The sequence below is a fragment of the Rhizobium sp. PvP014 genome (assembly GCF_017876855.1).
In the GTDB taxonomy this organism is placed as follows: domain Bacteria; phylum Pseudomonadota; class Alphaproteobacteria; order Rhizobiales; family Rhizobiaceae; genus Neorhizobium; species Neorhizobium soli.
Genome location: NZ_JAGIOT010000002.1, coordinates 362,529 through 381,435, shown reverse-complemented (window position 1 = coordinate 381,435; position 18,907 = coordinate 362,529). Strand labels below are relative to the sequence as shown.

The following is an 18,907-nucleotide window of genomic DNA, read 5'->3' as shown; positions in this document are numbered from 1 at the left end:
TGCCGGGCCTTTCGCGTTTGATCGCAGAAATCAGAATGTGCGCTGGAAGCGCAAGAGACCCGACCATGCTTCGTTGTCGAGCGTGGCGTTGTTCCACTTGGTGTAGGCAATTTCCGGCTGGATCAGGAAGCCCTGGATCGGCGTCCACTGCAGGTTGGCGACAGCTGAAAGAACGTCGCTATCAGAGTAGGAAACCTGCATGTTGGCAGCAAGGTCTTCGTTAAACTCGTAACCGGCACCACCCCAGACGGCCCAGTCACCCCAGCCGAAGCCATCAATGATTTCAGGTGCATAGGAGTTGAAGCTGTCGCCGTCGCTGTTCCAGCCACCCATGAGGAAGGCGGTGAAAGCGCCGAACTTGCCGCCGACACGTGCCTTGACGGCACCTTCTTCAGCCGATTCGTCGTAACCACCTGTTACGCCGACCATGAAATTGCCTGTGTCGTATTTCAGACCAGCGGCAACATTCGGCCAGTCGCTGGCGCCACCTGCGGTGTCGTTGTCGTTCTGGCCGTCGTCTTCGAGAGCGGCGAATGCCGAGAAGCCGTTGCCACCCTTGTAGGTGTAGGCAACCATGTTGACTTCGCTCGGGCCGTAATTGATGACGTCGTCGCTGTCGACGTTACCGGCGTAATCGATGAAGGATTCATAGAGCGAATCCTGCAGGCCGACCGCAAAGCCGCCGAGTTCGATCGTCGCAACCATCAGGCGCGTACGGGTATTTTCTTCGTAGCCGTAAGACGGGTTATGCGGATCGTAGTCGAAGCGCGCCGTGAGGTTGGTCTTCAGCGTGCCCATTTCGGTGTCCGAAGCGGTGCTGAGATAGAGCTCTGCGCGGCTGTTGGTGTAGAGACCATCGGCATCCGGGCTGTATGCGCTGCCATAAGCGGCATCAAAACGGACGCGACCGCCGACCTTGAGGCAGGTTTCGGTGCCTGGAATGTAGAAGTAGCCGGTGCCGAACGCGTCGCAGACGCGGACGTATTCCATGGGTTCCGGTTCGGCGGCGACGATGGCGTCGGCGGCCTGAGCGCCGGAGACTGCTGCGAGGGCAGCAGCGGAGCCAAGAAGAAGGCTCTTGATGTTCATTTTGTAATCTCCAAACAAACGCAGATGAAACAATGCATGTCGTAAAACAAGGTCGTCCATGGAAGCAGGAATCACCCCGAGTCGCGTGGTCGGCTGCCGAGACGCTAGTCGTCGATCAACTTTGCGGCAACGAAATCGGCACTGTTGTGTCCATTAGCGCCTCAATCGAACCGGTCGGTGTTGCAAGCATTCATCAGTTTGTTCGTGTGTTCTAAATCGCTGAAGAGCGGACGATGCTGCGTTGCAGCGAATCATCAAGCGGCGGGCCGAATCAAACGCCGAAACGCAAAAGGCCCGGCAGAAGCCGGGCCTTTCGTAAAACCAAATCCTTTTAAAGGATCAGAACGTGCGCTGAAGGCGAACCATACCAGCGAACTGGTCTTCGTCGATTGCATCCCAGCTCGTGTAGGAGATTTCTGGCTGAATCAGGAGGCCGGAAACCGGGGTCCACTGAACGTTACCAGTTGCTGCGAAGGTTTCGTTGTCCGTGTAGGAAAGCTGTACGTTTGCAGCAACCTTGTCGGTGAACTTGTAGCCTGCGCCACCCCAAACAGCCCAGTCACCCCAGCTGGTGCCGACGCTGTCGCCAGGCGCGTACTTGTTGGTGGTGTCGCCGTCTGTGTTCCAGCCACCGAGAAGGAAGGCCGAGAATGCGCCGAAGGTGCCGGAGATGCGCGCCTTGATTGCGCCTTCTTCCTGCGACTCGTCGTAACCACCGACGAGCGAAGCAGCGAACGTGCCGCTGTCGTACTTGATACCAGCAACAGCATCCGGCCAATCGCTTGCGCCGCCTGGGATGTCGTTGTCGTTGGTGCCGTCGTCTTCGAGCGAGACTACAGCCTTGAAGCCATTGCCACCGTCAAAGGTGTAGGTAACCTGGTTCAGTTCGAACGGACCGTAGGAGATCACGTCATCGTTGATGACGTCGCCAGCGTAGCCGGAGAAGGACGAATACTGCGAGTCAGCAAGACCAACCAGGAAGCCACCCCAAGTGATGTTGGCTTCGATCAGACGCGTGCGCGTGTTCTCTTCGAAAGTTTCCGAGTTGTGCGGGTTGTAATCGAAACGAGCAACGATACGGGTCTTCAGTGCACCCCATTCGGTGTCGGAAGCTGTGTCGAGCGAGATGTGCGCGCGGCTGTTGGTGTACAGGCCATCGCTGTTTGGCGTGTAGGCATCAGCATAGCCTGCGTCGAAACGAACGTAACCACCGATCTTGAGGCAGGTTTCCGTGCCCGGGATGTAGAAGTAACCCGTGCCGAAAGCGTCGCAAACGCGGACGTATTCCATTGGCTCCGGCTCAGCAGCGACGATAGCGTCAGCAGCCTGGGCGCCGGAAACTGCTGCGAGAGCTGCAGCGGAGCCGAGAAGAAGGCTCTTGATGTTCATATTTGACCTCCAGTCAAAGTTTCATAAGGGGTGAGTAGCTTGCTGGAGCCAGCACATCTGCCCCTCCCCGCGACTCAAGAAACGGCGACGAACCGACGCGCTTCATGTCCCGAAGCTACGAGACCTTTCCAATTGTGACAAGTAAATCACAAGCTTCGATGCGCGTTTTTGGTGTTTATTTGCAAAAGTGTTGCAACGTTTCATCGCATTGGTTTCGAGCGTTAACCAACACTTAATAAACGGGCCGGGAATCGGCCGTCCGCGACGCGTCGAGGAACTGGTGACCACCTCAGTCGCGGGAGAGAATCACCAGACGGCCGCGACCGATCGCGACAGAAACAGCCGGCAGTTTCATTGCCCAAACGACAAAAGGCCCGGCGTGAGCCGGGCCTCCCGTGAAACAATCCTTGGGTAAGGATTAGAACGTGCGCTGAAGGCGAACCATACCGGTCCACTGATCGTCGTCCATCTGCGCGTTGTCGACGCTCGTGTACGAAACTTCTGGCTGGATCAGGAGGCCCGAAACTGGGGTCCACTTGACGTTTGCCGTAGCAGCAAGAACTTCGGAGTCGGTGTAACCAACCTGTACGTTAGCAGCAACCTTGTCGGTGAACTTGTAGCCAGCGCCACCCCAAACAGCCCAGTCACCCCAACCAACGACTGCGTCGCCGTAGTTCGTGCCTGGTGCGTACTTGTTGATGTCGTCGCCGTCCGAGTTCCAGCCGCCCATGAGGAAGGCCGAGAATGCGCCGAACTTGCCGGAGATGCGGCCCTTTACAGCGCCTTCTTCCTGCGATTCGTCGTAACCGCCGACGAGCGAAGCAGCGAACGTGCCGTTGTCGTACTTAGCGCCGAGAACTGCATCCGGCCAGTCGCTTGCGCCGCCTGGGATGTCGTTGTCGTTGGTGCCGTCGTCTTCAAGCGAAGCAACAACCTTGAAGCCGTTGCCAGCGTCGAAGGTGTAGGAAACCTGGTTGAGTTCGAAAGGACCGTAGGAGATCACGTCATCGTTGATGACGTCGCCAGCGTAACCCGAGAACTGCGAGTACTGGGAGTCAGCGAGACCGACCAGGAAGCCGCCCCAAGTGATGTAAGCCTGGTTCAGACGTGTACGTGTGTTCTCTTCGTAATCGCCGAACTGTGGGTTATGCGGGTTGTAGTCGAAGCGAGCTACGATCTTGGTCTTCAGAGCGCCCCATTCGGTGTCCGAAGCTGTGTCGAGCGAGATGTGAGCGCGGGTGTTCGTGAACGAACCTTCGCGGTCAAGGCGGTAAGCTTCGTTGTACTTAGCGTCGAAACGAACGTAACCACCGATCTTGAGGCAGGTTTCCGTGCCCGGGATGTAGAAGTAACCTGTGCCGAAAGCGTCGCAAACGCGAACGTATTCCATTGGCTCTGGCTCAGCAGCGACGATCGCGTCAGCAGCCTGGGCGCCGGAAACTGCTGCGAGAGCTGCAGCGGAGCCGAGAAGAAGGCTCTTGATGTTCATATTTGACCTCCAGTCAAAGTTTCATATGGGGATGGGTCTTTTGCTAAAGGCCAGCGTTCCCTGCCCGTCCCCGGGACTTTGAAAACGGACGAACCACCGCCGCGCTTCCGTGGTTCAAATTACAAATGCAGGCCGCGCATGCAATCGCGAACTGGCCATCCGCACCTTCTACCCACCTGCTTCACAAACCCGTGTTGCCGAAAGAGCACAAAAGCACCTCGGGCGACCGTTAAAAGTTTACACATCGTTAAGAAACACATTGGAAAGCAGCCACTTAGGCTTCGCGCAAGGTTCAGCGAACTACGCGCGCAACAGCGATTCTAGGATCGCAAATCGATTGGGATTTTGAAGTTTGGGAATGGCGGAGAGGATGGGATTCGAACCCACGATACGGTTTTGCCGTATACTCCCTTAGCAGGGGAGCGCCTTCGACCACTCGGCCACCTCTCCGGTCCGGCCTGATTATTTCGGAACGTTGCCGATTGCAAGGTCTTTCGCAGGCCGATCCCGATTCGAGAGCGGAATAGGCGTGGAATCAGTAGCTGGCAGGCCCTGCCCCGCCCGAACCGCGTCCATAGCGACCGGCGAGCGTCTTCAGGGCAGAGGAATAGAGAGCGACATCGGCGCCGACGGCCACGAACGTAGCGCCGAGATCGAGATAGCGGCGGTTGAGATCTTCGTCGAAGGTCAAGATGCCGGCCGGTTTGCCGGCGGCGACGATTCGGCGAATCGCGTTCTCGATCACGTCCTGCACTTGCGGTGCACCGATCTGGCCGCGAAACCCCATGTCGGCGGAGAGATCGGCCGGGCCGATGAAGATGCCGTCAACGCCTTCGACCGCCGCGATTCGCTCGATGTCATCGATCGCCGCCATGGTTTCGACCTGCACCAGAAGGCAGATCTCGTCTGCAGCCGTGTCTGTATAGTCTGCGATCGCGTTGAAGGCGGAGGCGCGGGCAACGGCTGCACCCACGCCGCGCTTTCCCTCCGGCGGATAGCGGACGGCATCAACCAGTGCTTTCGCCTGTTCGGCCGAATCGACCATCGGCACCAAAAGCGTGCGGGCGCCGATGTCGAGCAGTTGCTTGATCATCCAGGTTTCGCCCATCGGCGGGCGAACGACGGCTTCCGATGAGGAGGAGGACAGGGCCTGCAACTGCGCCATGATGCTGCGAAGATCGTTGGGCCCGTGTTCGCCGTCGATGACCAGCCAGTCGAAACCCGCATGGCCGGCAATCTCCGCCGGCAGCGGCTCGGCCATGTTGAGCCAGAGGCCGATCTGCGGCAGGCCGGCTTGCAAACGAGCCTTGAAGGCGTTTTTCGGTGCCGGCATGGTATCTCCTTTTAAAAAATGCTGTCTTTATTACGCGAGCAACTGCTTGAGGTCGGTCGCCGGATCGGCGATCAGCGCCTTGTCTGCCGTCAGGCCGTTATCCAGCAGCTTCTTGCCGGTCACATAGGCCTTGGCGTCGTTGATCGCATCCACCGCGATCAGGCGGCCCTCGCGGAAATACCAGATCGAGACGCTGCCTTCCCGGCTGCCCGGCCGCATCACTGTCTCGTCGTAGCCAAGGTTGAACCCGGCGATCTGCAGCTTCACGTCATACTGGTCGGACCAGAACCACGGCTTTGCCTCGTAGGGCTCGGCTGACCCGGTCAGGGTCGCGGCAACCGATTCGGCCTGGTCGACTGCGTTCTGCACCGACTCGAGACGGATATTGGTGCCCTTCCAGGGCAGCATGGCGCAATCGCCCATGGCAAAGATTGCCGGATCGGACGTGCGAGCATAGTCGTCGACGAGGATGCCATTGCCAACGTCGAGGCCGCATTGCTGCGCCAGCCGGTCGTTCGGCGTGACGCCGATACCGACGATGACGAAATCGATATCGATGACCGTGCCATCGGACAACTCGGCCCCGCGAACCCGGCCGTCCTCGCCGATCAGGCGGGTGAGGCCTGTCTTTTCCCGGATGACGACACCATGCTCGGCGTGAATGGCCCGCATCACGTCGGCGGTTTCCTTCGACGCGACTCGCTGGAGAATGCGGTCAGCCATCTCGATGAGCGTAACTTCAAGCCCGAGATGGCGGGCGACGGCTGCGGCTTCGAGGCCGATATAGCCACCGCCGATGATCAGAAGCCGGCGACCTGCCTTCATCTCGTCGGCGAGGAGATCGGCGTTGCGCTTGTCACGGACGGTAAAGACACCCGTGAGATCACCGCCGATGCTGGCTGGAAGGGTGCGCGGCGTCGAGCCGGTAGTCAGCGCCAGATGTTCATATTCGAGGACAGACCCGTCCTGCATTCGGATCGTCTTTGCATCCCGGTCGATTTCTTCGACAAAGGTCGAGAGCCGGAGCTCGACATCGTGTTCCGCAAACCAGGTTTCCGGGCGAAACGTCAGGCGGTCGAAACTCATCTCGCCCATCAGGTACTTCTTGGACAGTGGCGGCCGCTGATAGGGAATGACATCTTCGGAGCCAATCATCGTGATCGGCCGCTCATCCTTCAGCGCTCTCAGCTTGGCGGCGAGCGCGAACCCGGCCTGCCCTGCCCCGACGATCACCAATCTACCTGCTGCCACGCCCTGCTCCCATCGCGAAAAACTCGCGGCTGAAGGGGTAGCGCCGCCCCGGCGACCCGTCAACAGCCCGATTTCGGCACACTAACGGTGCAACTTGCGCAACGCGTGATCATGACGCGACGAAAACGCGCAGATCAGCGGCATTTTACCCATCTGTTTCAGAATGATTCATAAAAAGAGGAATAAAGTCATAGTCGAGGACGAGAACAAGGGAGGCGATCTGCCGGGTACGATGATGAAGGATACCGCACACGACCATGCTCATACGGGCGATCGGGCATTTGAAAAGTTTACGATAGACCGGCCTGGCCGGATCATCTTTGTCGGACACCATCTCTCGACCAATACTGCCTTCCGATGCCTGATCCGGACAATCTCTCTTTATGGCGCCGAACTGGACGTCAGTCCCAGCCTGCCGGTACCGGCCAACTTCTTCCTAGAAATCCTCGGCATTCACGACGAAATCGGCTGCACCGTGATGCGTCGCGAAGAGGAGAAGGTCACGGTCGCCTTCAACATGCTGATCGATGCGGAATTCCTGCATCACGTCATCCGGCTTTCGTTCGAAACGAGCCACTAAGCCGGGTCGTCGTCAGGGGCATAGTTTTGCTTCATGCGCGCCATCAGCGGCCTTGTCCGCCCTTGCACGCCGTTCAAAGCCCCCTATTGTGTGCGGACTTTTTGAACCGGATCCTGATATCATGTCTTCATTCTCGCGCTTCACGCCTCTCGTCGGCGCTCTTCCCGCGACCGTTCCCTTTGTCGGCCCCGAGGCCATTGAGCGCGCCAGAGGGCGTGCCGTGCAAGCCCGAATTGGCGCCAACGAGAACGGGTTCGGCCCTGCCCCGTCAGTCATCGAAGCCATGAAGTCCGCAGCCGCAGACAGCTGGAAATATTCGGACCCGGAGAATTACCAGCTGAAGCAGGCGCTTGCCGCGCATCTTGGCTGCAACGCCGAAAACCTTGCGATCGGCGAAGGCGTGGACGGTCTGCTCGGCCAGATCGTGCGGATGGTGATCGAGCCCGGAATGCCTGTCGTCTCCTCCTACGGCGCCTACCCGACCTTCAACTTTCATGTGGCCGGCCATGGCGGTAAGCTGGTAACAGTGCCCTACCGCGACGATCGTGAAGATCTCGACGCCCTGATGGACGCCGTCATCCGCGAAAACGCGCCGCTCGTCTATTTCGCCAATCCCGACAATCCGATGGGCAGCTGGAATGACGCGGAAAAGATCGTGTCCTTCGCGCGGGGCCTGCCGGAAAGCTGCCTGATGGTGCTGGACGAGGCCTATTGCGAAACGGCGCCCGATGGAGCGACACCGGAACTCGCAGCGATGATCGACCTGCCGAACATCATCCGCACCCGGACCTTCTCCAAGGCATATGGTCTGGCGGGTGCTCGCGTTGGCTACACCATCTCGACGCCCGACAACGCCACCGCGTTCGACAAGATCCGCAACCATTTCGGCATGAACCGGGTCGGCGTGGCAGCAGCACTGGCGGCACTGAAAGACCAGGATTATCTGGCTGAGGTGATCGACAAGATCAAAGCCTCTCGCGACCGGATCTCGGCGATCGCCCGGGCCAACGGGCTCGAGCCGCTGCCATCGGCAACCAATTTCGTGGCGATCGACTGCGGCCGCGATGGTACCCATGCGCGGGCGATCGTCGACGGTCTGATGGAGCACGGCGTCTTCATTCGTATGCCGGGCGTGGCACCTCTCAACCGCTGCATCCGCATCAGCGCAGGACCGGAGCAGGATATGGCATTGCTGGAAGAGGTGCTGCCGAAAGTTCTGAAGGGTCTCTAGAACAGAAAAAGACCGCGCCGGCCTTGTTTCTGCCGGTCGCGGTCTTTTGATCTTCAGCGGCTGCGGTTTGTTGCCGGGAACAGCTCCGGTTCGCGCCGCGTCTCCATCCCGTTTTCTCTCTGGTAGGCCCGTGTTCTTGATCGCCGGCCTTCTTCTGGGCCGGTCGCATGACTGAATATGCGCTTGCGCGTTAGTGGATGGTCATCCATTCGCGGGCTGCGCGCAGCGCTTCTGCAAGCTGCATCTTGGTCATCGTCGCGGCGAGATCGGCGCGCAATTCGGCGGCGCGGTCGCAGCCCTTGATCGCGGCGATGTTCAACCACTTGTGGGCAGAGACCAGATCGACCGGGCAACCCCGTCCGGTCGCATACATCAGACCCATGTCGCAGAGAACGTCTGCGCGAGCCTCGCCACCCATGGTGGCCATTTCGGAAGCATTCATTTCAAAGCGTGCCATCGGTTCGTATCCCTGTTTCGAGAACGTTGTTCTTGTCGTCTGCCCTGTTTTCCGTCGGGACCGTCGCTGTCTTGTGCAGCTTGTTATCGGCCCTTCCGGGGTGGCGGTTTGTGCCGCTCTTTGATGATTTGAGTATCGGCCAAAGCTTGCAAAAAGCGCCTAAAAAGCATGATTAATTTGCTGAAAACAAAGTGCAAACGCTTGGTAAACTTGGTTTTTTGTTAAACATCGCGGCCCTTGGCTATTAAGGGTTTTGCGGACATTTTTACGAAAAATTCAGATCTGGATTTCAACCCTTTCTTCACCACGAATTCGGGTCGCGTTTTCATCGCGTCGAAATAAACGCGCGTCGCTCGGCGAAAACGGCGGGAGATTCGGCTGATATTCCGCCCCATGCGCAGGCTCAGGATATTTACCTTTACGTGTGCGTAAGCTAGATTTTCCGCTGTTCGCGCGAGGAGGTGCGAACGCTCAGACATATGACCGGTGCGGAAGCGCCGGCTCCGGGAGGGAAAACCATCATGAAACGCATATCGATACTTGCAGCCGCCGTTTCGCTTGCCGTATTCGGCATTGCTGGCACCAGCCATGCGGCAGAAGCGATCGAGGGGAACTGGAAGACCGCGAGCGGCGAGACGGCCGAGATCGGCAAATGCGGCGGCGCCTTCTGCGTGACGCTGAAAACCGGCAAGCATGCGGGACGGCAGATCGGCAAGCTTTCGCCCAAGGGCAGCGACTATACCGGTGAGATCACCGATCCCGAGGCGGACAAGACCTATAGCGGCTCCGGCTCGGTTAGCGGCAATTCGCTTAAGATGAAGGGCTGCGTGATGAAGATCCTCTGCAAGTCGCAGACCTGGACGCGTCTCTGACGCTATCGTCGAGAAAGCCGCAGCAGCGTCTGCGATCCCGGCAGTCACCTCTGTAACGGGTGGGCCGGGATAGCAGTGCAGGTCTCGCCGGCGATTGGGGATGAGATCAGGCTATTATCGCCGTCAGCTGTCGTTTGATTGTCGAAAACTTCCCATTATAATAGCGCATGAACACACGAATCTCTTCACTCCCCGCCCTTGCTTTCATCAGCCCGAGCCCTGTCGCGGCGCAGGCTTTCGACAATGCGGAAGCAGCCGTCGATGCGCTGACAGCGCTTTACGAGCGCAACACGTCCTTCCTGATCGATGCCTTCGGCGCACTTGCGAAGGGTGCGGCCGTGACCGGTCGATACCGCGCCTGCTATCCGCAGGTGATGATCGAGACCACGTCGTTCGGCCATGCGGATTCGCGTCTCTCCTATGGCCACGTGACGTCCCCCGGCGTCTACACGACAACGGTGACCCGGCCGAAACTGTTTCGCCATTACCTGATCGAGCAGCTCGATCTGCTCATTCGCAACCACGGCGTTCCCGTGATCGTGTCGGAATCGACGACACCGATCCCGCTGCATTTCGCATTCGGCGAAGGCGCGCATATCGAGTCGTCCGTCAGCAACGCGATGGCCGACATCCCGATGCGCGACCTGTTCGACACGCCGGATCTCAACAATACGGACGATCTTATCGCCAATGGCGAATACGAGGCCCCGTTCGGCGAGCCTGCGCCGCTTGCGCCGTTTACCGCGCAGCGCATCGATTATTCGCTGGCAAGGCTCAGCCATTATACCGCGACCGGGGCAGAGCATTTCCAGAATTACGTGCTGTTCACGAACTACCAGTTCTACATCGACGAATTCGCCGCCTGGGCGCGTAAGCTGATGGCGGAAGGTGGCGACGGGTATACGGAGTTCGTGGAGCCGGGCAACATCCTCACCACCGCCGGCAACGACCGGCCGGAGAACCCGGGCACGATCCGGATGCCGCAGATGCCGGCCTATCACCTCAAGAAGGGCGATCATTCCGGCATTACTCTCGTGAATATCGGCGTCGGGCCTTCCAATGCGAAGACGATTACCGACCACGTCGCCGTGCTGCGTCCGCATGCGTGGCTGATGGTGGGACATTGCGCGGGCCTTCGCAACAGCCAGCGGCTGGGTGATTACGTGCTGGCCCACGCCTATGTTCGCGAAGACCATGTGCTCGATGACGACCTGCCTGTCTGGATCCCGATCCCGGCGCTTGCCGAAGTGCAGCAGGCGCTGGAAAGCGCCGTCGAGGAAGTGACCGGTTACGAGGGTTTCGAGCTGAAGCGGATCATGCGCACCGGCACAGTGGCGACGATCGACAACCGCAACTGGGAACTGCGCGACCAGCGCGGCCCGGTAAAGCGGCTTTCGCAGTCGAGAGCGATCGCGCTCGACATGGAATCGGCAACGATTGCCGCAAACGGCTTCCGGTTCCGTGTGCCCTATGGAACGCTGCTCTGCGTCTCCGACCGGCCGCTGCATGGCGAACTGAAGCTGCCCGGCATGGCGACGGCGTTCTACCGGACCCAGGTCAGCCAGCATCTGCAGATCGGCATCCGTGCCGTGCAGAAACTGGCGGCGATGCCCACTGAGACGCTGCATTCGCGCAAGCTGCGAAGCTTTTACGAGACGGCTTTCCAGTGACAGCGGGTCAAATCGCGTATACACTTGTGCGTGCATGGAGGCTGCAATGCGCGCGACATCGACAGTCAACGATGACCTACTGATTGAGGCGAAGGAGATCAGCGGGCTGCCGGAAACGGCAACAGTCGAGGACGTGCTTCGCCACTTCGTGGAAGGTGAGCGGAGGCAGCGTGCCCTGAACGCGCTGGAGGGCACGGGATGGGACGGGCCCCGCCACAGCCGTCCAACATTCGAGACGCTGGCGGAAGAATTCCGCAGGCTGACGGCAGACCGTGACCACACACTATCGGAAGTGCTGCAGCGCGAGGGGCGCAACGAGCGATGACCCTTTACGTGGTCGATGCGAGCGTTGTCGTCAAATGGGTCGTCGAAGAACCCGGCACCCAGCAGGCTATGGCCCTTTTGAACCGACACGAGTTGGCGGCGCCTGATCTCATCCTGGCGGAGTGCGCCAACATATTCTGGAAAAAGGTGCGGCGCCGGGAGTTGTCACTGCCGGAGGCAAGGTTTGCCGCTCTGATGATCGAGGGATCGGATCTCCAGCTTCGGGAGATGCTGCCGATCTGGCTGGCGGCCATAGAGCTCGCCGCGCGGATAGACCATCCGGCCTACGATTGCCTGTATCTGGCCCTTGCCCAACGTGAAGGGCTGCAATTCGTGACGGCCGATGAAAGCCTTGTGCGCAAGCTGGGTCAGAGTACCGATCGGGCGGTAAGGAAGCTGGCTGTTCCTCTTTCGTCTTTCGCCTGATCAATCCCCCCTCTTCGGCCGTGCCGCCAAAAGCGACAATGCGGTGCCGACGAGTGACGAGACGATGACGAGGATGTGGGTGTTGACCGCAGCCTTGCCGAGTTCCTCCAATGCCATCCCACCCGCATCCGCTCCGAAGGCAATGGCTCCCGCAGTGATGCCGGCCGGATAGGTGCCGACGCCGGCGGGTGCGTGGACGGGCAGTACCGAGGACAATTCACCACCGAGCGCGCCGCCGAAACCCGGGCCGACCGAGAGCCCGCCGAGCAGGCCGAGGATCCAGGCAAGAACCGCGATCTTGGTGAACCAGTTGACCAGTGTTGCGCCCCAGGCCCGAGCAAAGGCGTTTGCATCAAGCGGCAGTCCGGCCTTGATCTCGTCGAGCAGCGTCTTCCCCTTCGCCGGCAGCAGCTTTTCCGCGAGCTTGAAGGCATGGCCGCGTAAGGCAAAGGCTAGCGCCGGCAGGATGAGAAACGCGGCCCACAACGCCCACGCCCAGATTGCACCCGTCGTACCACCCGTCTGCAGCACGAGCCCGACGCCGGCAGCGGCCAACAGGGCGTGCAGATCGAACAGCCGCATGACGAGAAGCGCTGCCGTTGCGCGGGTGAGAGAAACGCCGAACTCGCGCCGCATCAGAAGCGGGAAGCTTGCTTCGCCCGAGCGGAATGGCAGCATGATGTTGAGAAGGTTGTGGACCTGCACGAGCCGCAGCAACGTGCCGAAGCGGCCGCCGGTTTCGTGCGGGAAATAATCATAGATTCGCCAGGTGCGCAGCACATAGGTCGCAAGCAATAACACGAGCGCTAAAGCAGCCGTTCCCCACCCGGCGGCGCTCCATAATGAAACGACCCTGCCCCAGCCCCAGACATAGTGGATGAAGGCGGCGTAGAGGGCCACGATCGCAACTGTGCCAAGCGTCATGGCGTGGCGAATTATCCACGGTCTGCGGCTGGAAACCGGAGAATTCTTCATATATCAGGGGGCCCAATACGAGGTTTCGGGTCAAGCATTAAGACCAAGGCGCAGAGACTGCGGCCGCCATGCCGGCGGACCGTCACGCCCGAGGTTTCCCGAGTTTCTAGGAGAAACACAAGGTGCGTACAACAGCAAGTTCGGCGGCCGGTACGATCGATGGCACGCTTGATGGTACGATCGGCACCGTTTCACCGGTCGAACTCTCCCTCGTCGTGCCGCTCTTCAACGAAGAGGAAAGCGTCGGTCCGCTGATCGAGCGGATCTGCGCCGCCATGGCCACCTATCCCTCGGCATGGGAACTGATCCTGGTCGACGACGGAAGCACCGACGCGACGATCGCCAATGCGAAGCTTTCGCTGTCGCGTTCGGGTCTCATCCTGCGGATCATCGAGCTGCAGCGCAATTTCGGCCAGACGGCCGCCATGCAGGCCGGCATTACGGAAGCACGCGGCCGGCTGATCGCGACGCTCGACGGCGACCTGCAGAACGACCCCAAAGACATTCCTTCGATGGTCGCCGAACTCGAGCGACGCGAACTCGACCTCCTGGTCGGCTGGCGCAAGAACCGCCAGGATGGGCTGTTCCTGCGCAAGGTGCCTTCCTTTATCGCCAACCGGCTGATCGGGCGCATCACCGGCGTCCGCCTGCATGACTACGGCTGCTCGCTGAAGATCTATCGCTCGGCGGTCATCAAGCAGGTCCAGTTGATGGGCGAGATGCACCGCTTTATCCCGGCCTGGGTTGCGGGCGTCGTGCCGAGCTCGCGGATCGGCGAAATGCCTGTCACCCATCACGCCCGCCAGCACGGCGTTTCGAAATACGGGATCTCGCGCACCTTCCGCGTCATTCTCGATCTTCTGTCGGTGATGTTCTTCATGCGCTTCAAGGCGCGGCCGGGGCATTTCTTTGGATCGCTCGGCCTTGGCCTCGTTGCGCTTTCGGCTCTGATCCTGTTTTACCTGTTCATCGACAAGTTCATTCTGGGCAACGATATCGGGACACGTCCGCTCTTCATGATAGGGGTGATGCTGTTCCTGTCCTCGGTGCAGATGATCACCACCGGCATCCTCGCCGAAATGATCGCCCGCATCTATTACCGTGACGGCGCGTCGCTCTCCTATATCGTCAGGGCAGTCCACGAGGGTGTCGACTCGAGTGACGCTACGCCGCAGCCGTGACACACTCAGCGATATTCTGAGAAAACACGTCGAAAGAGCCGCCGGCACGCTGGCTTGCCGCTTGATCTGCGGGCACGGCATGATACGCCAGACAGACAATCGCGCCTGAATTATTCAGTCTTCGTCACCGGCGGACCTGGAGAAAACCTTTTGCATAGCCTTGAGGGTTCACATTTCTCCACTGTCAGGGTCTCCGCGGACCGGCTTTCCCGCGGCCGCACGTTTTTCACGGTCCTGGCGGTCTATTTTCTGGTCAATATCGGGGTGCGTCTGGTTCTTCCGCATGCGCTGGAGCTTGACGAAGGCGAACAGGCCTATCTGTCGCAATGGCTGCTGGCCGGATACGGCACCCAGCCGCCGATCTACAACTGGCTGCAATACCTCGCGGTTCATCTCTTTGGCATGTCGATGCCGACCTTGTCGGGACTGAAGAACCTGCTTCTGTTCGGTGCTTACGGCTTCTATTTCCTCGCTGCCCGACAGGTCTTGAAGGACAAGCGCCTCGCGGTGGTGGCGGTGCTCGGTCTTTTGACCATCCCGCAGGTCTCGTTCGAGGCGCAACGGGACCTCAGCCACACCGTGGCGGCGATCTTCGGCAGTTCGCTCTTCCTGTTTGCGCTGTTCAGGCTTTTATCCGTTCCGACGCTTGCCTCGTTCCTTCTGTTCGGGCTCGCCACGGGAATCGGGGGAATGACCAAGTACAACTTTGTCCTTCTTCCGCTCTGCGCGATGCTTGCGGTGCTGATGGAAAGCAGGTTTCGAGACCGGGTGCTGGACTGGCGCATCCTTTTGAGCGGCCTGGTGGCGCTGCTTGTCGTTGCCCCGCACGCCGTCTGGCTGCTCGACAATTTCGAGGCGGCCAGCAGCCGGTCGGTGGACAAACTCATCAGCGCTGACGCCGGTACGCTCGCAGCGATCTCCCGCGGACTGCGATCTCTGCTCCTGTCATCGACCGGGTTCATGGCCCTCACCGCAGCGGTGTTCGCCATCTCGCTGCGTGAAAAGCTTTCGACGGTCATGAGGGCCGACGACGACTGGAGCCGGCTTGCCGGTCGCATCCTGGCATTCGTGATGGCCGTCCTTTTGGGCATGGTCCTGTTCGGCGGCGTGGATGACGTGCGCGACCGCTGGCTCACGCCGCTGCTATTGATTCTGCCGCTTTACCTGACGCTGAAGATCGACGCAGCCGGGATCGACATATCGATGCCGCTCAAGCGCCTCTGGGTGACTGCTGCGGCGATCATGGTGATTGTTCCCCTGATCCTGTTTGGGAGAGTGGCGATCGACCCCTTCACGCGCAACTACGGTTACGTCAACATTCCCTTCGACAAGTTGGCGAAGCAGATCGAGCCGGAACTCGCAAGCGACGGTTCCGACCCGCGCCCGGTGCTGATCATTGCCGCCGATGGGCATCTGGCCGGAAATATGCGTTTCAACCTGCCCGATACGACCGTTGTCGTCTCGCACCAGCCGGCCGGCATGGTGACCACGGCAATCTCAGCCTATCGCAAGGCAGTCTTTGTCTGGCGCCGCTCGGATGGCACAATGCCGGACGGGTTTCAAACCGTCTTTGGCCGCTATTTGAAGACGCAGGGGTTAGAAGGGCTTTCGGCTACCCCGGTCATCCTGCGCTTTCCCTACTCCTGGGGACACGAAGGCGACCAGTACCCATTCGCCATGGCAGTTGTCGATCTCCCGGACTGACCCTATTCCGTCACGGTTTCTGCGAGCTGATCCAGAGCCTTTGACAACGTCACTACCATTTCGTCGACTTCCCCCCGGGTGATGGTGAAGGCCGGCGATGCCAGCATGCGGTCTGACGTGGCGCGCATGATCAGCCCGTTTTCGAGGCAGTGGTTGCGCACGAGCGACCCGATATCGTCGGGTTTGGCATAGCGCCGCCGGGTCGCCTTGTCGGCTGCAAGCTGAAGGCCGCCGATCAAGCCTACGCAATCGGCCTGTCCGACGACCGGATGCGCCTCAAGGCTTTTCCAGCCTTTCGCAAAATAGGGTCCGATATCGTCGCGGATCCGTTCGACCAGACCTTCGTCTTCGATGATTCGCAGGTTTTCGAGCGCGGCTGCTGCGGCCACTGGGTGGCCCGAATAGGTATAGCCGTGGAAGAAGTCGCCGACCTCGTTGACCATCACATCCGCGACCCGGTCGGAAACCAGCACGCCGCCGATCGGAAGATAGCCGGAGGACAGGCCTTTCGCGATCGGCGCGAGATCGGGCTCAAAGCCGTAATGCTGGTAGCCGAACCAGGAGCCAAGGCGGCCGAAGCCGCAGATGACTTCATCGGACACGAGCAGAATGTTGCGCGCCTTGCAGATGCGCGAGATCTCCGGCCAGTAGGTATCCGGCGGAATGATCACGCCGCCGGCGCCCTGGATAGGCTCAGCGACGAAGGCGGCAACCTTGTCTTCGCCCAGTTCATCAATCTTGGCTTCAAGCTCGCGCGCTGCTTGCAGGCCGAATTCCTCCGGCGAAAGATCGCCACCCTCAGCATACCAGTAGGGCTGGCCGATATGGTGGATGCCGTCGATCGGCAGGTTGCCCTGTTCATGCATCAGCTTCATGCCACCCAGCGAGGCGCCGGCGACCGTCGAGCCGTGGTAGCCGTTTCGCCGCGCGATCACGAGCGTCTTTTCCGGCATGCCGAGCGCTTTCCAGTAGACGCGAGCCATGCGGAACCAGGTGTCGGTGGCCTCAGATCCGGAATTGGTGAAGAACACGCGGTTCATGTGCGGCCCCGCATGCGACGCGATCTTCTGGGCAAGCAGAATGGCGGGCGGCGTCGTGGTGCCGAAGAAGCTGTTGTAATAGGGCAATTCCTGCATCTGACGGTAGGCAGCGTCCGCGATGGACTTTCGGCCATAGCCGACGTTGACGCACCAGAGGCCCGCAAAGCCGTCGAGATACTTCTTGCCGGTCGAATCCCAGATATGGCGCCCCTCGGCCCGCTCGATGATGCGGGTGCCCTTGGCGTTCAGCTCTTTCATGTCCGAAAACGGATGAATGTGGTGAGCGGCATCGATCGCGGCGAGATTGGAGATCGTCGGCTTCTCGTTCATGCGGTTTCCCTCAGGGCTTAGACGCGGCTCAGATTGTGCGACCAATTCTTATCGGCTACCAACGAGGCAGCGCAACCATCGAGATGATGCTTCATGACCGAGACCGCAGCCGAGCCCCATATCGAAATCATGCTGGTCGGCATGAACGGCGACCTGCGCGGCAAACGCATTCCGATGACGGCCGAAAAGAAGATCTGGGACGGAACGGTACGGCTGCCCTCCTCCACCCAGTCGCTCGATATCTGGGGCTGCGACAATGACGAGCTGACCGGGCTTTCGATCTCGATCGGCGATCCCGATGGGCTCTGCATTCCCGACCGCCGCACCCTTGCGCCGATGCCCTGGGGGCCGCCGGGCTCGAAGCAGGTGCTTGCGACCATGCACGAGATGGACGGGCAGCCGAGTTTCATGGATCCGCGTGCGATTCTGGCCGGTGTGCTTGAGCGCTTTTCGAAGCTTGGGCTTACGCCGGTCGTGGCGACCGAGCTCGAATTCTACGTGCTAGAGGATGACTGGCGCGACACCGGACGTCCGCGGCCGCCGGCAAAACTTGCCTATCGCGGCGAGCCGAACGGTTTCCAGCTCTACGACATGGGCGCAGTCGATGCGCTCGACGGTTTCCTGCAGACAGTGCGCACATGGGCGCATGCTCAGGACCTGCCGGCGGATGCGACAACGGCCGAATTCGGGCCCGGCCAGTTCGAGATCAATCTTCTGCACCGGGCGGATGCATTGGCGGCGGCCGACGACTGCATCTGCCTGAAACGCATCGTCGAACAGGCAGCTAGAAAGCACGGATTGAAATCCACCTGCATGGCAAAGCCCTATTCGGATCATGCCGGTTCCGGCCTGCATGTGCATGCCAGCATCATCGATTCCGACGGCAACAACATTCTCGACGCTAAGGGCGGCGATCCTGCAAAACTTCGATCCGTCACCGCCGGCATGCTCAACACAATGCGTGATGCGCAGCTGGTTTTCGCGCCCTATGCAAATTCCTACAGGCGTTTTCAGCCCGATTCGTTTGCGCCCGTCGATATCGACTGGGGCTTCGGCCATCGCGGAACGGCAGTCCGCATTCCGGACGCGAACGGTCCTGCCGCCCGCATCGAGCACCGCGTCGCCGGTGCCGATGCCAATCCATACCTGCTGCTGACCGCCATTCTTGGCGGCATGCTCCTAGGGCTCGAAGCGGATCTCGATCCCGGTCCGGCAACGGAGCCCGGCCAAAAACCCCCAGCTGACGCGAAACGCCTCACCCATGATTTCCTCACCGCGGTCGAGGATTTTGCTGCCTCGCCTTTCATCCAGGACGTGTTCGGAGAGCGATACCAGACGCTCTTCGGCGACACGAAGCGCAAGGAGGCGATCACCTTCCTGCGGACCGTCAGCGACTTTGACTACCAGACATACCTGCCTCGAATCTAGGATCCAGCATCCATCGGCGGGCGGCTGGCGGAACGACGATCTTCGCCATATGATGGGAGCCTGCCTGCGAGCCTGCAGGGGTTGCAAAAGGACGTCAGGCGCCACGCGCGGCGCGGACGGGCAAGGGCCGCTTGGCCG

Annotated in this window: 17 protein-coding genes and 1 tRNA gene; 9 read left to right on the top strand and 9 right to left on the bottom strand. The window is 60.1% G+C overall.

Features of this window, described 5'->3' with window-relative positions; genetic code table 11:
* Positions 1–30: 30 nt before the first annotated feature.
* The 6 genes from J3A65_RS06430 to J3A65_RS06405 all read right to left on the bottom strand — a co-directional run bounded on the left by J3A65_RS06430 (position 31) and on the right by J3A65_RS06405 (position 6,551).
* On the bottom strand, positions 31–1,089 hold the full coding sequence (locus J3A65_RS06430) for a porin (RefSeq protein WP_209900411.1): 1,059 nt from the start codon (positions 1,087–1,089) through the stop codon (positions 31–33).
* Positions 1,090–1,428: 339 nt separating this feature from the next.
* Positions 1,429–2,478 carry a porin gene (locus J3A65_RS06425; protein ID WP_184654825.1) on the bottom strand — a complete coding sequence of 350 codons (1,050 nt, stop codon included), beginning with the start codon at positions 2,476–2,478 and terminating at the stop codon, positions 1,429–1,431.
* A gap of 418 nt (positions 2,479–2,896) precedes the next feature.
* Complete coding sequence (locus tag J3A65_RS06420) at positions 2,897–3,967, bottom strand: porin (protein ID WP_209900408.1); 1,071 nt, start codon at positions 3,965–3,967, stop codon at positions 2,897–2,899.
* A gap of 359 nt (positions 3,968–4,326) precedes the next feature.
* Positions 4,327–4,417 (bottom strand) — tRNA-Ser (locus J3A65_RS06415).
* An 85-nt stretch (positions 4,418–4,502) separates the two neighbouring features.
* Complete coding sequence (locus tag J3A65_RS06410; RefSeq protein ID WP_209900406.1) at positions 4,503–5,300, bottom strand: HpcH/HpaI aldolase/citrate lyase family protein; 798 nt, start codon at positions 5,298–5,300, stop codon at positions 4,503–4,505.
* A 30-nt stretch (positions 5,301–5,330) separates the two neighbouring features.
* Complete coding sequence (locus J3A65_RS06405) at positions 5,331–6,551, bottom strand: FAD-dependent oxidoreductase (RefSeq protein WP_209900404.1); 1,221 nt, start codon at positions 6,549–6,551, stop codon at positions 5,331–5,333.
* A 232-nt stretch (positions 6,552–6,783) separates the two neighbouring features.
* Between J3A65_RS06405 and J3A65_RS06400 the strand changes: the two genes are divergently transcribed.
* Together J3A65_RS06400 and J3A65_RS06395 are read left to right on the top strand one after the other, a co-directional pair.
* Positions 6,784–7,131, top strand: a complete 348-nt coding sequence (locus J3A65_RS06400) for a hypothetical protein (protein ID WP_062453402.1) — start codon at positions 6,784–6,786, stop codon at positions 7,129–7,131.
* Positions 7,132–7,252: 121 nt separating this feature from the next.
* Positions 7,253–8,362 carry a pyridoxal phosphate-dependent aminotransferase gene (locus J3A65_RS06395; protein ID WP_192076669.1) on the top strand — a complete coding sequence of 370 codons (1,110 nt, stop codon included), beginning with the start codon at positions 7,253–7,255 and terminating at the stop codon, positions 8,360–8,362.
* 190 nt (positions 8,363–8,552) lie between these two features.
* Here J3A65_RS06395 and J3A65_RS06390 read toward each other — a convergent pair whose 3' ends face one another.
* Entirely contained in the window at positions 8,553–8,819 is a 267-nt protein-coding gene (locus J3A65_RS06390; RefSeq protein ID WP_062579770.1) for a sel1 repeat family protein, read from the bottom strand.
* A 521-nt stretch (positions 8,820–9,340) separates the two neighbouring features.
* Between J3A65_RS06390 and J3A65_RS06385 the strand changes: the two genes are divergently transcribed.
* The 4 genes from J3A65_RS06385 (at position 9,341) to J3A65_RS06370 (ending at position 12,111) form a co-directional block, all read left to right on the top strand.
* Complete coding sequence (locus J3A65_RS06385) at positions 9,341–9,691, top strand: DUF2147 domain-containing protein (RefSeq protein ID WP_062453406.1); 351 nt, start codon at positions 9,341–9,343, stop codon at positions 9,689–9,691.
* 167 nt (positions 9,692–9,858) lie between these two features.
* Entirely contained in the window at positions 9,859–11,361 is a 1,503-nt protein-coding gene (amn, locus tag J3A65_RS06380; protein ID WP_062453407.1) for an AMP nucleosidase, read from the top strand.
* Positions 11,362–11,407: 46 nt separating this feature from the next.
* Positions 11,408–11,686 (top strand): hypothetical protein, encoded by a 279-nt coding sequence (locus J3A65_RS06375; protein WP_113111136.1) that lies wholly within the window; start codon positions 11,408–11,410, stop codon positions 11,684–11,686.
* Positions 11,683–12,111, top strand: coding sequence for a type II toxin-antitoxin system VapC family toxin (locus J3A65_RS06370; protein ID WP_209900402.1), 429 nt, complete (start codon positions 11,683–11,685; stop codon positions 12,109–12,111). Before J3A65_RS06375 ends, J3A65_RS06370 begins: the two co-directional genes overlap by 4 nt.
* On the opposite strand, the gene J3A65_RS06365 is transcribed toward J3A65_RS06370, so the two are convergent.
* Entirely contained in the window at positions 12,112–13,086 is a 975-nt protein-coding gene (locus J3A65_RS06365) for a lysylphosphatidylglycerol synthase domain-containing protein (protein ID WP_209900400.1), read from the bottom strand.
* Between the two features lie 155 nt (positions 13,087–13,241).
* Between J3A65_RS06365 and J3A65_RS06360 the strand changes: the two genes are divergently transcribed.
* Entirely contained in the window at positions 13,242–14,267 is a 1,026-nt protein-coding gene (locus J3A65_RS06360; protein WP_209903364.1) for a glycosyltransferase family 2 protein, read from the top strand.
* A gap of 150 nt (positions 14,268–14,417) precedes the next feature.
* Positions 14,418–15,971 (top strand): glycosyltransferase family 39 protein, encoded by a 1,554-nt coding sequence (locus J3A65_RS06355; protein ID WP_209900398.1) that lies wholly within the window; start codon positions 14,418–14,420, stop codon positions 15,969–15,971.
* Positions 15,972–15,973: 2 nt separating this feature from the next.
* Here J3A65_RS06355 and J3A65_RS06350 read toward each other — a convergent pair whose 3' ends face one another.
* A complete protein-coding gene (locus tag J3A65_RS06350) occupies positions 15,974–17,341 on the bottom strand; it encodes an aspartate aminotransferase family protein (protein WP_209900395.1) in 1,368 nt (455 codons plus the stop codon).
* A gap of 93 nt (positions 17,342–17,434) precedes the next feature.
* On the opposite strand from J3A65_RS06350, the gene J3A65_RS06345 reads away from it, so the two are divergent.
* A complete protein-coding gene (locus J3A65_RS06345) occupies positions 17,435–18,769 on the top strand; it encodes a glutamine synthetase family protein (RefSeq protein WP_209900393.1) in 1,335 nt (444 codons plus the stop codon).
* The last annotated feature ends 138 nt before the right edge of the window (positions 18,770–18,907 follow it).

Bases quoted from the DNA above. Each gene is read 5' to 3' on its own strand.
- J3A65_RS06420 (WP_209900408.1), bottom strand. From the start codon at position 3,967: ATGAACATCAAGAGCCTTCTTCTCGGCTCCGCTGCAGCTCTCGCAGCA.
- J3A65_RS06375 (WP_113111136.1), top strand. From the start codon at position 11,408: ATGCGCGCGACATCGACAGTCAACGATGACCTACTGATTGAGGCGAAG.
- J3A65_RS06385 (WP_062453406.1), top strand. From the start codon at position 9,341: ATGAAACGCATATCGATACTTGCAGCCGCCGTTTCGCTTGCCGTATTC.
- J3A65_RS06390 (WP_062579770.1), bottom strand. From the start codon at position 8,819: ATGGCACGCTTTGAAATGAATGCTTCCGAAATGGCCACCATGGGTGGC.
- J3A65_RS06400 (WP_062453402.1), top strand. From the start codon at position 6,784: ATGATGAAGGATACCGCACACGACCATGCTCATACGGGCGATCGGGCA.
- amn (WP_062453407.1), top strand. From the start codon at position 9,859: ATGAACACACGAATCTCTTCACTCCCCGCCCTTGCTTTCATCAGCCCG.
- J3A65_RS06410 (WP_209900406.1), bottom strand. From the start codon at position 5,300: ATGCCGGCACCGAAAAACGCCTTCAAGGCTCGTTTGCAAGCCGGCCTG.
- J3A65_RS06430 (WP_209900411.1), bottom strand. From the start codon at position 1,089: ATGAACATCAAGAGCCTTCTTCTTGGCTCCGCTGCTGCCCTCGCAGCA.
- J3A65_RS06345 (WP_209900393.1), top strand. From the start codon at position 17,435: ATGACCGAGACCGCAGCCGAGCCCCATATCGAAATCATGCTGGTCGGC.
- J3A65_RS06350 (WP_209900395.1), bottom strand. From the start codon at position 17,341: ATGAACGAGAAGCCGACGATCTCCAATCTCGCCGCGATCGATGCCGCT.
- J3A65_RS06395 (WP_192076669.1), top strand. From the start codon at position 7,253: ATGTCTTCATTCTCGCGCTTCACGCCTCTCGTCGGCGCTCTTCCCGCG.
- J3A65_RS06365 (WP_209900400.1), bottom strand. From the start codon at position 13,086: ATGAAGAATTCTCCGGTTTCCAGCCGCAGACCGTGGATAATTCGCCAC.
- J3A65_RS06370 (WP_209900402.1), top strand. From the start codon at position 11,683: ATGACCCTTTACGTGGTCGATGCGAGCGTTGTCGTCAAATGGGTCGTC.
- J3A65_RS06425 (WP_184654825.1), bottom strand. From the start codon at position 2,478: ATGAACATCAAGAGCCTTCTTCTCGGCTCCGCTGCAGCTCTCGCAGCA.